Here is a 14,666-nt window from a genome sequence, read left to right as displayed (position 1 = left end):
TTACGAAACACCTGCGGTCTTGGACGGAGGCCTGGATAGGCCAGGCTCCAACCGAAAAATTCTTGCGTTATTCCACTTGAGGAACAACGGGCGTAAAATTATAGGTAAATATCACACCCGAGTAAAGCGGAACAAAAGCTATTAGTTAGCAGCAGCGTTCAGACCGCTCTGGTCGATGGCAACGCCAGCGCCCATAGTGGTAGACAAGCTAACTTTCTTGATGAACACGCCTTTCGCCTGAGATGGTTTTGCTTTTTTCAGCGCAACCAGCAAAGATTCCAGGTTTTCTTTCAATTTGTTAGAATCGAAATCAACCTTACCGATAGTGGTATGAATGATGCCGTTCTTGTCGTTACGGTAACGAACCTGACCAGCTTTAGCATTATTAACGGCTTCAGCAACGTTAGGAGTCACAGTACCCACTTTCGGGTTTGGCATCAGGCCGCGTGGACCCAAAACCTGGCCCAATTGGCCAACAACGCGCATTGCATCTGGAGATGCAATAACAACGTCAAAGCCCATTTCGCCTTTCTTGATCAGGTCAGCCAGATCTTCCATGCCCACAAACTCAGCACCAGCAGCTTTAGCCGCTTCAGCGTTTGCGCCTTGGGTGAAGACTGCTACGCGAACAGAACGACCGGTGCCATGAGGCAGAACGGTTGCACCGCGAACGTTTTGGTCAGATTTACGTGCATCGATGCCGAGGTTAACAGCTACGTCTACACTTTCTACGAATTTAGCAGTGGCCAGCTCTTTGAGCAGAGCAACAGCTTCGTTGATGTCATACTGTTTAGTTACATCAACTTTGTCACGGATCACGCGCATGCGCTTGGTCAGCTTAGCCATTTATTAATCCTCCACTACCAGGCCCATGGAACGAGCAGTACCTGCGATAGAGCGCGCCATGGCGTCTACATCAGAACCAGTCATGTCCGCAGCTTTAGTTTCTGCGATTTCACGAACCTGAGCGCTCGTTACTTTACCTACTTTGTCTTTGTTCGGCTTGCCAGAACCAGACTTGATACCAGCCGCTTTCTTCAGCAGAACAGCTGCTGGAGGCGTTTTGGTAACGAAGGTGAAAGAACGGTCAGAATAAACGGTAATAACAACCGGAGTCGGCAGACCCTTCTCAAGGCTTTCAGTTTTAGCATTGAACGCCTTACAGAATTCCATGATGTTAACACCTTGCTGACCCAGAGCCGGACCTACCGGTGGGCTCGGGTTAGCCATACCAGCTGCAACTTGCAGCTTGACGTAGGCTTGTACTTTCTTGGCCATTTAACTTTCCTCGATTGGGTAATAGCGCCTAGTAAAAGGCTCCCCGTGGTTTGTATTACGTTTCAGACGCCGTTAAGGCCACTGAAAAACAAAAGGCGCGAAATTATAGGTTAATTTCGCGCCATAGGCAAGTCGCTATTTTCAGCAAGTCTTGTCAGGCAATTAGCCTTTTTCGACCTGAGCAAAGTCCAGTTCAACAGGTGTCGCACGACCAAATATAGAGACAGACACCTTCAGGCGGCTCTTCTCGTAGTCAACTTCTTCAACAACGCCGTTAAAGTCGGCAAATGGACCATCGTTGACGCGAACCATTTCACCCGGTTCAAACAACGTTTTCGGACGAGGCTTGTCACCAACCTGCTGGAGACGATTCATAATCGCATCCACTTCTTTATCACTGATTGGAGCAGGACGGTCAGATGTGCCGCCAATGAACCCCATAACACGAGGTACACTGCGCACAAGATGCCAACTCGCATCTTCCATAACCATCTGCACTAAAACATAACCAGGGAAAAATTTGCGTTCGCTCTTGCGACGTTGACCACCACGGATCTCAACTACTTCTTCAGTAGGAACCATGACTTCGCCAAAAAGCTCTTCCATATTATGGAGTTTGATGTGCTCGCGCAGAGACTGTGCTACGCGACCTTCAAAACCAGAAAACGCCTGAACGACGTACCAACGTTTTTTTGGAGCTTCAGACATCTTTTAGAACCTCAGTCCAGTGATAAACGATACCAGACGAACCAGAATACCATCCAGTCCCCACAAAATCAGTGACATCACGGCAGTAACCGCGGCAACGATTAACGTGGTGTGTAACGTTTCCTGACGAGTCGGCCAAATTACTTTGCGTACTTCAGTACGCGCTTCGCGAGCAAACGTTACGGTTGCTTTGCCTTTTGTGGTCAGCAGAGCCACACCACCGGCTGCGGCGATCAGGATAACAACAGCCAATGCGCGCAGAGGAAGACTAAATTCGCGGTAATAATAATTGCCAACAATCGCAACGACCAGCAAGGCACCTACTACTAGCCACTTAATCACTTCCAGGCCACGCCCACTATCCTGAGCTTCGGTATTCGCACTCATAAACCAACCTGTCACAATGATTCAGACAAATAACTTTGCCCCGTAACCACGGAGCAACCAAACCGAAAGATGTTCTGTAAAACGAATAATTCGGTATTTACGCCGTATCTACAGAGCCTATCTCACCAATGATTATATCTCACAATCGCTGATGAGATAGGTTCTACCATGACAGCGTAGAAAAAGGGCATCAAATGATGCCCTTTTATCGCGTGTCGCGTCAAACGTTATCAGCGATTAAGCGATAACTTTAGCAACAACACCCGCGCCTACTGTACGGCCGCCTTCACGGATTGCGAAACGCAAACCATCGTCCATCGCGATTGGGTGGATCAGGGTAACAACCATTTTGATGTTGTCGCCCGGCATGACCATCTCCACGCCTTCTGGCAGTTCGATGGTGCCCGTTACGTCAGTCGTACGGAAGTAGAACTGAGGACGGTAGCCTTTGAAGAACGGAGTATGACGGCCGCCTTCATCCTTGCTCAGGATATACACTTCTGATTCGAACTGAGTGTGCGGCTTGATTGAACCCGGCTTAGCCAGTACCTGACCACGCTCGATTTCTTCACGCTTGATACCACGCAGCAGAACACCAACGTTCTCGCCCGCACGACCTTCGTCCAGCAGTTTGCGGAACATTTCTACGCCGGTACAGGTAGATTTCGCAGTATCTTTGATACCTACGATTTCAACTTCTTCACCCACTTTAACGATACCGCGCTCTACACGACCGGTAACAACGGTACCACGACCGGAGATGGAGAATACGTCTTCGATTGGCAGCAGGAACGGCTTGTCAATCGCACGCTCTGGTTCTGGAATATAAGAATCCAGGTAGCCTGCCAGTTCGATGATTTTTGCTTCCCACTCAGCTTCGCCTTCCAGCGCTTTCAGAGCAGAACCACGAACCACTGGGGTGTCGTCGCCTGGGAAGTCGTACTGAGACAGCAACTCACGCACTTCCATCTCAACCAGTTCCAGCAGCTCTTCATCATCAACCATGTCACATTTGTTCAGGAACACGATGATGAAAGGAACGCCAACCTGACGACCCAGCAGGATGTGCTCACGAGTCTGAGGCATTGGGCCGTCAGTCGCAGCAACAACCAGGATCGCGCCGTCCATCTGGGCAGCACCGGTGATCATGTTTTTCACATAGTCGGCGTGTCCTGGGCAGTCAACGTGCGCATAGTGGCGAGACGGGGTATCGTATTCAACGTGAGAGGTGTTGATGGTGATACCACGTGCTTTTTCTTCCGGTGCGTTATCGATCTGGTCGAATGCACGCGCGTTACCACCGTAGGTTTTAGCCAGAACGGTAGTGATTGCAGCGGTCAGCGTTGTTTTACCATGGTCAACGTGGCCGATAGTACCGACGTTAACGTGCGGTTTTGTACGTTCAAATTTTTCTTTAGACATCGATTGTCCCTCTAAGACACGGATAAATCGGTGGTATCACCACATCAACCAAGCGATAGCTTGCTGAATTTATTCACAGAAAGAAAATCAGGAGGAGGAAAAGGAAGTGGTGCTGATAGGCAGATTCGAACTGCCGACCTCACCCTTACCAAGGGTGCGCTCTACCAACTGAGCTATATCAGCACATCTTGGAGCGGGCAGTGGGAATCGAACCCACATCATCAGCTTGGAAGGCTGAGGTAATAGCCATTATACGATGCCCGCATCCTGGAACTCGGCTACCTAATTTTTCTGTAGATTTTGAAATTGGGGAATAAGATTTTATAGACCCCGCATTCGTCGATCCGGCTTACTCTTGCTACCGTATCGAATATCCTGTCGCCAGGATTGAATTTGGTGGTGGGGGAAGGATTCGAACCTTCGAAGTCTGTGACGGCAGATTTACAGTCTGCTCCCTTTGGCCGCTCGGGAACCCCACCTAATTGTGTACTTGATGGTGCCGGCTACCGGAATCGAACTGGTGACCTACTGATTACAAGTCAGTTGCTCTACCTACTGAGCTAAGCCGGCTTCAAGTGCTGCGCATTCTAGGTAGACAGAACGCTCGATGCAACAAAAAAATTGCGTAAAATGCGCTATCGCTTAGATTTTATCCAAATCCGGCTATAAATCTAGAGTAACAGTAAGAATTAGCGCAAAGAACCACCAATTCTATCCAGCAAAGTGGAGGTTTCGCCATCAAATTTCCGCCAATGCTTCTTGCACCTAAAATACGGTTTTGCTCTTTAGAAGAGCACGCACTGCACTGACCGATGCTATTTTGCTCGCTTTTCTAAGGGAATGAACCTGGAATGAATTTTGCTTGGTTAGAAATAAATTTCTGTCGAAGAGGAAAAATACGATGAAAACCGTTCAACTCAATGCCGCAACCTTACCTGTCTATCGTGAGGAACTGGCTAGCCTACTGATAGATGCTGTAGAAAAAGGTGCTTCTGTTGGGTACCACTCGCCACTGTCCCACAAAGAAGCCACAGAATATTTTCATAGTTTGCAAACATCTGTCGCCAGCGGTGAACGCATGTTATGGGTAGCGCGAGATGAGGATGGCGTCGTCGGAAGCGTACAGCTTGAGTTATGTCAAAAGCCAAATGGGAAAAACAGAGCTGAAATTCAAAAATTATTGGTTCACAGTCGCACAAGAAGAGCAGGAATAGGCCGACTGCTCATTCAACTATTGGAACAGAGCGCGCTTTCACAACAGAGGGGATTACTCTACTTAGATACTCAAGCAGGTTCCCCCGCAGAAGCGTTCTACCGTGCATTGGGCTATCGCCATCTGGGAGAATTGCCAGACTATGCTTGCACACCCGATGGCTATTATCACCCAACGGCCATTTATTATAAGCGCCTCTTTGCCGTGAATGGTTTAGGTAAAGCCATCGCTAGTTAGCGAGCGCCCGATGCGTAAACATAGAAGCATCGGGTATAGCACCGATTTTCTCTTCTTCTTTCTAGCAGCAAAGTGTTAACCTGCCCATTATCAAAAATTTATTACATAAGAGAAGGTGCCGCGATCATCGCGTTGGCTAAACTAATAGCCCGTTTTCTTCGCTGGGCTGAGAGTCCCTTTTCTTACCTGTGAAGCAGGCAGAACACGACTTATGAGCAATAGAGAGCAATCCTTGGCCACGCCATATCTACAATTTAACCGCAGCCAATGGGCCGCCTTGCGCGATTCCGTCCCGTTAACGCTGACAGAGGAAGAAATCGTTAAGCTCAAAGGGATTAACGAAGATCTTTCATTAGACGAAGTCGCGGAAATTTATCTGCCGCTATCTCGCCTGCTCAATTTCTATATCAGCTCTAATTTACGACGTCAGGCTGTGCTTGAGCAGTTCTTAGGAACTGATGGCCAAAAGATACCTTACATAATCGGTATTGCAGGCAGTGTCGCTGTAGGGAAAAGTACAACAGCTCGTGTGCTCCAGGCGTTATTAAGCCGCTGGCCGGAACACCGCAGTGTAGAACTTATTACAACCGATGGGTTTCTTCATCCAAATAAGGTGCTAAAAGAACGCGATTTGATGAAGAAAAAAGGTTTTCCGCAGTCATACGATATGCATAGCTTGGTGAAATTTGTTTCTGATATAAAATCAGGGACACACAAAGTCACCGCTCCAACGTATTCCCATCTGACATATGACATCGTCCCTAATAATAATAAAGTGCTGGAGCAACCTGACATTTTAATATTAGAAGGCTTGAATGTCTTACAAAGCGGAATGGATTATCCACATGATCCACATAGAGTTTTTGTTTCTGATTTTGTGGATTTCTCTATTTATGTGGATGCACCTGAAACACTGTTACAGACATGGTATATAAATAGATTTTTGAAATTCAGGCAAGGTGCATTCTCAAATCCAAATTCATATTTCCATAATTATGCAAAATTGACGGAAGAAGAAGCTGTCGGTATTGCATCTCAATTATGGAAGGAAATTAATGGACTTAATCTAAAAGAAAATATCCTCCCTACCCGAGAGAGAGCTAGTCTTATTATGACTAAAAGTGCTAACCATGCCGTTGAATGTGTTAGATTAAGAAAATGAATATGAAAAAGGGGGATACCCCCCCTTTTTCATGCACCGCGCAGAGAAATTTCCCCACCAATATACGGTGTTATCAGACCATCGCTTTCTAATAACAATGCACCCTGGCGATCTATTCCTCGGTCTATCCCATGTATTTCGCGATTACCGATAATCAAACGGACCGGGCGATTAAAATAGTTATCCAATTTTTCCCATCTGGAAATGAATGGTTCAAGACCTTGTAGTTCAAAGATAACCAAAGCACTTCTTAATTCAGAAATAAGAGTCGAAGCAAGAGTATTACGATTAATCTCTATACCTGCCTCTTGTAAATTTATCCAGCCTTGATTAATCGTATCTGGAGCAGGTTCTCTCATTTGTAAATTAATGCCTGCACCAATTACCAAATTAGCAGCATCTCCCGTTTTTCCGGTAAGTTCGACAAGAATGCCAGCCAACTTTCTATCCTTCAGATACAAATCATTCGGCCACTTAACTCGAACGCCATCAGCACCAAGCTTATGTAGCACTTCGGCCATTACGATACCGATAACCAGACTCACCCCAACAGCTGCAGCTGGCCCCTGTTCTAGACGCCAATATAAGGATAAATACAAATTCGCACCAAAGGGTGAAAACCATTGCCGCCCCCGACGACCACGCCCAGATTGCTGATACTCAGCAAGGCATGCATCACCGGATGACAGCGTATCCAATCGTTCTAAAATGTACTGATTCGTAGAATCAACGACAGGTAAAACCGTCACGCCACCTTCTGGTAGGTGCTTAAGAATAACGTCTGCATCTAATAACTGCATAGGCGCTGGCAAAGAATAGCCCTTACCCGTTACAGTAAAAACATCAATTCCCCAATCACGTATAGTTTGAATATGTTTATTAATCGCAGCTCGGCTCATCCCCATCATTTCGCCAAGTAGCTCACCAGAGTAAAACTCACCATCAGAGAGGATTTTAATTAATTTAAGAGGAACCGTAATATCTTTCATGATAATACCTCGATGGCATTGACCTCTCCACACGCAGCAATAAAGCGAACTTCAGGCTCCAGCTGTATGGAGAATTTTTCAGCAACCTGATTGCGAACGTAACGAGCTAATTCAACAATATCTGAGCTTTTTGCATTATTCTTATTAATCAGAACTAATGCCTGTTTCTCGTGAACAGCTGCACCACCAAGCTGGAATCCTTTAAGCTTGCACTGATCAATTAACCACCCAGCGGCCAATTTAACGTTACCATCTGCTTGTAAATACTGAGGAGCATTCGGATACTCTCGTAAAATACGTTCGGCATGCTGTTGTGTAATTATTGGATTTTTGAAGAAGCTACCAGCATTACCTGTCACTACAGGATCTGGGAGTTTACTTCGACGCATATGACAGACAGAATCAAATACCTGCTGTGGCGTCACAGTTTCAGGATTCAGTTTTGCCAAATCGCCGTAGTTAAGTACTGGATGCCACTCTTTCTTTAAAAAAAGCCCTACAGCGGTAATCGCAAACCCAGAGCGGTATTGATGCTTAAATATGCTTTCACGGTAACCGAACTGGCATTCCTCAGTGCTAAGGCGCATGACCTTACCTTCTGTCAGATCCAGCAATTCCACATAATCACAGACATTTTGTAATTCAATACCATACGCACCAATATTTTGTATCGGTGCAGACCCCACACATCCAGGAATTAACGCAAGATTTTCTAACCCGGCAATGCCGTATTTAAGCGTATATTCAACTAATTGATGCCAATTCTCACCTGCACCAATATGAAGATACCAGCCATCGTTCTCTTCTCGAACATCTATACCTTTGAGCCGATTTAGCAGAATAGTACCTAAAAAATCTTCCAGAAAAAGGACATTACTTCCTTCTCCTAGCAATAAAACAGGCTCTTGTGATGCGCAGGCGACGCGCCATTCTTCGATCAATTTCTCTTGAGTATCCGCTACCGTAATGCGAGACGCAGACACAGATAATGAGAAAGAGTTATGAGACTTCAATGAAATAATGCTCGGCACCATGCTGGAAATACCTACTAATTCAGATATCACATAGTTTACCCGATCTACGCAAGATACCGACTGCCTTTTACCACAAGTAAGGTATAAACAACATACACCAAAAATTTCCCATAGCAAAAAGCCCCTGTCTTTCGACAGAGGCTTTCCACTTATTTGATGCCTGGCAGTTCCCTACTCTCACATGGGGAAACCCCACACTACCATCGGCGCTACGGCGTTTCACTTCTGAGTTCGGCATGGGGTCAGGTGGGACCACCGCGCTATCGCCGCCAGGCAAATTCTGTTTCATTCCAACCGTCATGCTTCGCTTTCGCTCTCGCATAACCATCAGAACCAATCCTAAAACAAGCTGATTATCAAAATCTCTTTGAGTCCATCTCAAAACACCTTCGGTGTTGTAAGGTTAAGCCTCTCGGGTCATTAGTACTGGTTAGCTCAACGTATCGCTACGCTTACACACCCAGCCTATCTACGTCGTAGTCTTCAACGGCCCTTCAGGGGCATCTGGTGCCCAGGGAAGACTCATCTCGAGGCAAGTTTCCCGCTTAGATGCTTTCAGCGGTTATCTCTTCCGCACTTAGCTACCGGGCAATGCAATTGGCATCACAACCCGAACACCAGTGGTGCGTTCACTCCGGTCCTCTCGTACTAGGAGCAACCCCTCTCAATCTTCCAACGCCCACGGCAGATAGGGACCGAACTGTCTCACGACGTTCTAAACCCAGCTCGCGTACCACTTTAAATGGCGAACAGCCATACCCTTGGGACCTACTTCAGCCCCAGGATGTGATGAGCCGACATCGAGGTGCCAAACACCGCCGTCGATATGAACTCTTGGGCGGTATCAGCCTGTTATCCCCGGAGTACCTTTTATCCGTTGAGCGATGGCCCTTCCATTCAGAACCACCGGATCACTAAGACCTGCTTTCGCACCTGCTCGAGCTGTCACTCTCGCAGTCAAGCTAGCTTATGCCTTTGCACTAACCTCCTGATGTCCGACCAGGATTAGCTAACCTTCGTGCTCCTCCGTTACGCTTTGGGAGGAGACCGCCCCAGTCAAACTACCCACCAGACACTGTCCGCAACCCGGATCACGGGCCCACGTTAGAACATCAAACATTAAAGGGTGGTATTTCAAGGTTGGCTCCACGCAGACTGGCGTCCACGCTTCAAAGCCTCCCACCTATCCTACACATCAAGGCTCAAGGTTCAGTGTCAAGCTATAGTAAAGGTTCACGGGGTCTTTCCGTCTTGCCGCGGGTACACTGCATCTTCACAGCGAGTTCAATTTCACTGAGTCTCGGGTGGAGACAGCCTGGCCATCATTACGCCATTCGTGCAGGTCGGAACTTACCCGACAAGGAATTTCGCTACCTTAGGACCGTTATAGTTACGGCCGCCGTTTACCGGGGCTTCGATCAAGAGCTTCGCCTTGCGGCTGACCCCATCAATTAACCTTCCGGCACCGGGCAGGCGTCACACCGTATACGTCCACTTTCGTGTTTGCACAGTGCTGTGTTTTTATTAAACAGTTGCAGCCAGCTGGTATCTTCGACTGATTTCAGCTCCGTGAGCAAGTCACTTCACCTACCATCAGCGTGCCTTCTCCCGAAGTTACGGCACCATTTTGCCTAGTTCCTTCACCCGAGTTCTCTCAAGCGCCTGAGTATTCTCTACCTGACCACCTGTGTCGGTTTGGGGTACGATTTGATGTTACCTGGAGCTTAGAGGCTTTTCCTGGAAGCGTAGCATTGGTTACTTCATCACCGTAGTGACTCGTCATCACGCCTCAGTGTTAATGACGACCCGGATTTACCAAAGTCATCCACCTTCACGCTTAAACCGGGACAACCGTCGCCCGGATAACCTAGCTTTCTCCGTCCCCCCTTCGCAGTAACACCGAGTACAGGAATATTAACCTGTTTCCCATCGACTACGCTTTTCAGCCTCGCCTTAGGGGTCGACTCACCCTGCCCCGATTAACGTTGGACAGGAACCCTTGGTCTTCCGGCGTGCGGGTTTTTCACCCGCATTATCGTTACTTATGTCAGCATTCGCACTTCTGATACCTCCAGCAACCCTCACAGGTCACCTTCGACGGCTTACAGAACGCTCCCCTACCCAACAACACCTGAGTGTCGCTGCCGCAGCTTCGGTGCATGGTTTAGCCCCGTTACATCTTCCGCGCAGGCCGACTCGACCAGTGAGCTATTACGCTTTCTTTAAATGATGGCTGCTTCTAAGCCAACATCCTGGCTGTCTGTGCCTTCCCACATCGTTTCCCACTTAACCATGACTTTGGGACCTTAGCTGGCGGTCTGGGTTGTTTCCCTCTTCACGACGAACGTTAGCACCCGCCGTGTGTCTCCCGTGATAACATTCTTCGGTATTCGTAGTTTGCATCGGGTTGGTAAGTCGGGATGACCCCCTAGCCGAAACAGTGCTCTACCCCCGAAGATGAATTCACGAGGCGCTACCTAAATAGCTTTCGGGGAGAACCAGCTATCTCCCGGTTTGATTGGCCTTTCACCCCCAGCCACAAGTCATCCGCTAATTTTTCAACATTAGTCGGTTCGGTCCTCCAGTTAGTGTTACCCAACCTTCAACCTGCCCATGGCTAGATCACCGGGTTTCGGGTCTATACCCTGCAACTTAACGCCCAGTTAAGACTCGGTTTCCCTACGGCTCCCCTATACGGTTAACCTTGCTACAGAATATAAGTCGCTGACCCATTATACAAAAGGTACGCAGTCACCCTGATTAATCAAGGCTCCCACTGCTTGTACGTACACGGTTTCAGGTTCTATTTCACTCCCCTCGCCGGGGTTCTTTTCGCCTTTCCCTCACGGTACTGGTTCACTATCGGTCAGTCAGGAGTATTTAGCCTTGGAGGATGGTCCCCCCATATTCAGACAGGATGTCACGTGTCCCGCCCTACTCATCGAACTCACAATTTGTGCATTTTTGTGTACGGGACTATCACCCTTTACTGTGCGACTTTCCAGACGCTTCCACTAACACACAAACTGATTCAGGTTCTGGGCTCCTCCCCGTTCGCTCGCCGCTACTAGGGGAATCTCGGTTGATTTCTTTTCCTCGGGGTACTGAGATGTTTCAGTTCCCCCGGTTCGCCTCATTACGCTATGTATTCACGTAATGATAGTGTGTCGAAACACACTGGGTTTCCCCATTCGGGTATCGTCGGGTATAACGCTTCATATCAGCTTACCGACGCTTATCGCAGATTAGCACGCCCTTCATCGCCTCTGACTGCCTAGGCATCCACCGTGTACGCTTAGTCGCTTAACCTCACAACCCGAAGGTGTCTTTGATTAATCAAAGTCACTGTCGTGCTGCGATTATTTGAGAGACTCATTGACACACTGATACACCATTCATACCCGCAGGTACCAATGCATGTTCAGCTGTCATGTTTCAATTTTCAGCTTGTTCCAGATTGTTAAAGAGCAATATCGTAAACATGACTCCGAAGAATCATCTTTAAGATATTCATGATAATGTCTTTCACTCATTATCGGATTGGCGTCCCCAAGGGGATTCGAACCCCTGTTACAGCCGTGAAAGGGCAGTGTCCTAGGCCTCTAGACGATGGGGACACGAAAAATCCGTACCGAATCAGAAATTCGGCACTATCGCGTCAGCATGAGTTTACACTCATCGCATCAACAGGTGCGCTTGCTCAGTATTTTCATCAGACAATCTGTGTGAGCACTTCACTTAACACACATCTTCTTGGTAAGGAGGTGATCCAACCGCAGGTTCCCCTACGGTTACCTTGTTACGACTTCACCCCAGTCATGAATCACAAAGTGGTAAGCGCCCTCCCGAAGGTTAAGCTACCTACTTCTTTTGCAACCCACTCCCATGGTGTGACGGGCGGTGTGTACAAGGCCCGGGAACGTATTCACCGTAGCATTCTGATCTACGATTACTAGCGATTCCGACTTCATGGAGTCGAGTTGCAGACTCCAATCCGGACTACGACGTACTTTATGAGGTCCGCTTGCTCTCGCGAGGTCGCTTCTCTTTGTATACGCCATTGTAGCACGTGTGTAGCCCTACTCGTAAGGGCCATGATGACTTGACGTCATCCCCACCTTCCTCCGGTTTATCACCGGCAGTCTCCTTTGAGTTCCCGACCGAATCGCTGGCAACAAAGGATAAGGGTTGCGCTCGTTGCGGGACTTAACCCAACATTTCACAACACGAGCTGACGACAGCCATGCAGCACCTGTCTCAGAGTTCCCGAAGGCACCAATCCATCTCTGGAAAGTTCTCTGGATGTCAAGAGTAGGTAAGGTTCTTCGCGTTGCATCGAATTAAACCACATGCTCCACCGCTTGTGCGGGCCCCCGTCAATTCATTTGAGTTTTAACCTTGCGGCCGTACTCCCCAGGCGGTCGATTTAACGCGTTAGCTCCGGAAGCCACGCCTCAAGGGCACAACCTCCAAATCGACATCGTTTACAGCGTGGACTACCAGGGTATCTAATCCTGTTTGCTCCCCACGCTTTCGCACCTGAGCGTCAGTCTTTGTCCAGGGGGCCGCCTTCGCCACCGGTATTCCTCCAGATCTCTACGCATTTCACCGCTACACCTGGAATTCTACCCCCCTCTACAAGACTCTAGCCTGTCAGTTTTGAATGCAGTTCCCAGGTTAAGCCCGGGGATTTCACATCCAACTTAACAGACCGCCTGCGTGCGCTTTACGCCCAGTCATTCCGATTAACGCTTGCACCCTCCGTATTACCGCGGCTGCTGGCACGGAGTTAGCCGGTGCTTCTTCTGCGAGTAACGTCAATCGATAAGGTTATTAACCTTACCGCCTTCCTCCTCGCTGAAAGTGCTTTACAACCCGAAGGCCTTCTTCACACACGCGGCATGGCTGCATCAGGCTTGCGCCCATTGTGCAATATTCCCCACTGCTGCCTCCCGTAGGAGTCTGGACCGTGTCTCAGTTCCAGTGTGGCTGGTCATCCTCTCAGACCAGCTAGGGATCGTCGCCTAGGTGAGCCATTACCTCACCTACTAGCTAATCCCATCTGGGCACATCTGATGGCGAGAGGCCCGAAGGTCCCCCTCTTTGCTCTTGCGAGGTTATGCGGTATTAGCTACCGTTTCCAGTAGTTATCCCCCTCCATCAGGCAGTTTCCCAGACATTACTCACCCGTCCGCCGCTCGTCACCCAAAGAGCAAGCTCTTCTGTGCTACCGCTCGACTTGCATGTGTTAGGCCTGCCGCCAGCGTTCAATCTGAGCCATGATCAAACTCTTCAATTTAAGATTTGTTTGATTTGCTGAACTCGTCAGCGATGCTCAAAGAATTAGTAACTGTTCATTCGTAATGAATTTTACTGTTGTTCACTCTTCAAGACTTTTTTATATCGTTAAGATACGGTCTTGTGAGTGCCCACACAGATTGTCTGATTAAATTGTTAAAGAGCGGTGCCACTTCATCGGTGGCGCGGGCTGCATATACTATGCTTTTCCGCTGTGAAGTCAAGTCATTACTGACTGCTTCGTTGAATCTTTTTGCTGTCACCACAACCGCGTATCGCTGTTGCCGTGTCAGTGGATGCGCATTATAGGGACTTCTCGCACGCTGACAAGCGCTAAATGCAAAAAAATTACCGAGTGATTTTTTTTTCAGCAAAGCGAATTAAAAGACGCCGTTATGCCGGATTTTTCGCCGCTAATTGGGCGAAATCCTGAGCGAAACGGGCAACCTGCTGCCAGTCAGTGTATTCAATCTCTTTAGTGCTATCCGTTTCGCCCCCAGTTATACGCATAATCAGTTGAATCATTACTCGATCAAACCAGCGGTAGCGTGGGTAACGTAGGGCACCAGCGAACACGCAGCACAAATCCGGCTGCCAGGGTGAATTCAGCAGGAACTTACGCGTATAGGCATTGGTTTGTATTGTGCGCTTTTCTGGTTTACGTGCGGTGAGATTCACGGAGAAGAATGCGCTGGGTAGCGGCTGTAAAGAAGTCAGATGCTTACGGATAAATTGATTTACTGCTGGATGAAAGCGCCCGTACCGAATCGACGCCCCAATCAGGACCCGATCGTATTGGCTCAGATCGATATCATTCGCATTGAGTACGTTAACAACATCGCACTCCAGGATTCCTTTCAGCGTATTCGCAATATAGGAGGCAATCGCTCTTGTTTGCCCATCGCGACTCGAAAACACGATCAAAGCTTTCATTGTTC

General features: G+C 48.3%; 10 protein-coding genes, 5 tRNA genes and 3 rRNA genes. 2 read left to right on the top strand and 16 right to left on the bottom strand.

Annotation, left to right across the window (positions count from 1 at the left end):
* Positions 1–141: 141 nt before the first annotated feature.
* From rplA to EIP93_RS01200, 9 genes are all read right to left on the bottom strand, one after another.
* Positions 142–846 (bottom strand): 50S ribosomal protein L1, encoded by a 705-nt coding sequence (gene rplA / locus EIP93_RS01245; RefSeq protein ID WP_095701240.1) that lies wholly within the window; start codon positions 844–846, stop codon positions 142–144.
* A 3-nt stretch (positions 847–849) separates the two neighbouring features.
* On the bottom strand, positions 850–1,278 hold the full coding sequence (gene rplK, locus EIP93_RS01240; protein ID WP_005970337.1) for a 50S ribosomal protein L11: 429 nt from the start codon (positions 1,276–1,278) through the stop codon (positions 850–852).
* Positions 1,279–1,440: 162 nt separating this feature from the next.
* Positions 1,441–1,986, bottom strand: a complete 546-nt coding sequence (gene nusG, locus EIP93_RS01235; protein ID WP_005970339.1) for a transcription termination/antitermination protein NusG — start codon at positions 1,984–1,986, stop codon at positions 1,441–1,443.
* A 3-nt stretch (positions 1,987–1,989) separates the two neighbouring features.
* Positions 1,990–2,373, bottom strand: a complete 384-nt coding sequence (gene secE, locus EIP93_RS01230) for a preprotein translocase subunit SecE (RefSeq protein ID WP_095701239.1) — start codon at positions 2,371–2,373, stop codon at positions 1,990–1,992.
* A 237-nt stretch (positions 2,374–2,610) separates the two neighbouring features.
* Positions 2,611–3,795, bottom strand: a complete 1,185-nt coding sequence (tuf, locus tag EIP93_RS01220; protein WP_095700750.1) for an elongation factor Tu — start codon at positions 3,793–3,795, stop codon at positions 2,611–2,613.
* A gap of 107 nt (positions 3,796–3,902) precedes the next feature.
* Positions 3,903–3,978: transfer RNA gene (locus EIP93_RS01215), tRNA-Thr, on the bottom strand.
* A 6-nt stretch (positions 3,979–3,984) separates the two neighbouring features.
* Positions 3,985–4,059 (bottom strand) — tRNA-Gly (locus EIP93_RS01210).
* Between the two features lie 130 nt (positions 4,060–4,189).
* Positions 4,190–4,274: transfer RNA gene (locus tag EIP93_RS01205), tRNA-Tyr, on the bottom strand.
* Positions 4,275–4,289: 15 nt separating this feature from the next.
* Positions 4,290–4,365, bottom strand: a tRNA-Thr gene (locus EIP93_RS01200).
* Positions 4,366–4,696: 331 nt separating this feature from the next.
* On the opposite strand from EIP93_RS01200, the gene EIP93_RS01195 reads away from it, so the two are divergent.
* Together EIP93_RS01195 and coaA are read left to right on the top strand one after the other, a co-directional pair.
* Positions 4,697–5,245, top strand: coding sequence for a GNAT family N-acetyltransferase (locus tag EIP93_RS01195; RefSeq protein WP_103863055.1), 549 nt, complete (start codon positions 4,697–4,699; stop codon positions 5,243–5,245).
* A 211-nt stretch (positions 5,246–5,456) separates the two neighbouring features.
* Positions 5,457–6,407, top strand: coding sequence for a type I pantothenate kinase (gene coaA, locus EIP93_RS01190; RefSeq protein ID WP_012772929.1), 951 nt, complete (start codon positions 5,457–5,459; stop codon positions 6,405–6,407).
* Positions 6,408–6,436: 29 nt separating this feature from the next.
* On the opposite strand, the gene birA is transcribed toward coaA, so the two are convergent.
* The 7 genes from birA to hemG form a co-directional block, all read right to left on the bottom strand.
* Entirely contained in the window at positions 6,437–7,396 is a 960-nt protein-coding gene (gene birA / locus EIP93_RS01185) for a bifunctional biotin--[acetyl-CoA-carboxylase] ligase/biotin operon repressor BirA (protein WP_103863056.1), read from the bottom strand.
* Positions 7,393–8,430, bottom strand: coding sequence for a UDP-N-acetylmuramate dehydrogenase (gene murB, locus EIP93_RS01180; protein ID WP_103863057.1), 1,038 nt, complete (start codon positions 8,428–8,430; stop codon positions 7,393–7,395). Before murB ends, birA begins: the two co-directional genes overlap by 4 nt.
* Positions 8,431–8,588: 158 nt before the next feature.
* Positions 8,589–8,704 (bottom strand): 5S ribosomal RNA (gene rrf, locus EIP93_RS01175).
* A gap of 125 nt (positions 8,705–8,829) precedes the next feature.
* Positions 8,830–11,739, bottom strand: a 23S ribosomal RNA gene (locus tag EIP93_RS01170).
* Positions 11,740–11,971: 232 nt separating this feature from the next.
* Positions 11,972–12,047, bottom strand: a tRNA-Glu gene (locus EIP93_RS01165).
* 140 nt (positions 12,048–12,187) lie between these two features.
* Positions 12,188–13,729: ribosomal RNA gene (locus tag EIP93_RS01160) — 16S ribosomal RNA — on the bottom strand.
* The 16S, 23S and 5S rRNA genes sit together here with 1 tRNA gene alongside, the layout of an rRNA operon.
* Before the next feature lie 392 nt (positions 13,730–14,121).
* Complete coding sequence (gene hemG, locus EIP93_RS01155) at positions 14,122–14,661, bottom strand: menaquinone-dependent protoporphyrinogen IX dehydrogenase (protein WP_125232162.1); 540 nt, start codon at positions 14,659–14,661, stop codon at positions 14,122–14,124.
* Positions 14,662–14,666 lie beyond the last annotated feature (5 nt).

Origin of the sequence: Pectobacterium versatile (assembly GCF_003932035.1) — a bacterium.
GTDB lineage: Bacteria > Pseudomonadota > Gammaproteobacteria > Enterobacterales > Enterobacteriaceae > Pectobacterium > Pectobacterium versatile.
The sequence above is the reverse complement of the archived record's forward strand: the minus strand, read 5'-3'. Positions and strand labels throughout refer to the sequence as shown.

What these genes read in the sequence shown, in the direction of transcription:
- murB (WP_103863057.1), bottom strand. Translation starts at nt 8,430, where the DNA reads ATGGTGCCGAGCATTATTTCATTGAAGTCTCATAACTCTTTCTCATTA.
- coaA (WP_012772929.1), top strand. Translation starts at nt 5,457, where the DNA reads ATGAGCAATAGAGAGCAATCCTTGGCCACGCCATATCTACAATTTAAC.
- tuf (WP_095700750.1), bottom strand. Translation starts at nt 3,795, where the DNA reads ATGTCTAAAGAAAAATTTGAACGTACAAAACCGCACGTTAACGTCGGT.
- hemG (WP_125232162.1), bottom strand. Translation starts at nt 14,661, where the DNA reads ATGAAAGCTTTGATCGTGTTTTCGAGTCGCGATGGGCAAACAAGAGCG.
- EIP93_RS01195 (WP_103863055.1), top strand. Translation starts at nt 4,697, where the DNA reads ATGAAAACCGTTCAACTCAATGCCGCAACCTTACCTGTCTATCGTGAG.
- rplK (WP_005970337.1), bottom strand. Translation starts at nt 1,278, where the DNA reads ATGGCCAAGAAAGTACAAGCCTACGTCAAGCTGCAAGTTGCAGCTGGT.
- birA (WP_103863056.1), bottom strand. Translation starts at nt 7,396, where the DNA reads ATGAAAGATATTACGGTTCCTCTTAAATTAATTAAAATCCTCTCTGAT.
- secE (WP_095701239.1), bottom strand. Translation starts at nt 2,373, where the DNA reads ATGAGTGCGAATACCGAAGCTCAGGATAGTGGGCGTGGCCTGGAAGTG.
- nusG (WP_005970339.1), bottom strand. Translation starts at nt 1,986, where the DNA reads ATGTCTGAAGCTCCAAAAAAACGTTGGTACGTCGTTCAGGCGTTTTCT.
- rplA (WP_095701240.1), bottom strand. Translation starts at nt 846, where the DNA reads ATGGCTAAGCTGACCAAGCGCATGCGCGTGATCCGTGACAAAGTTGAT.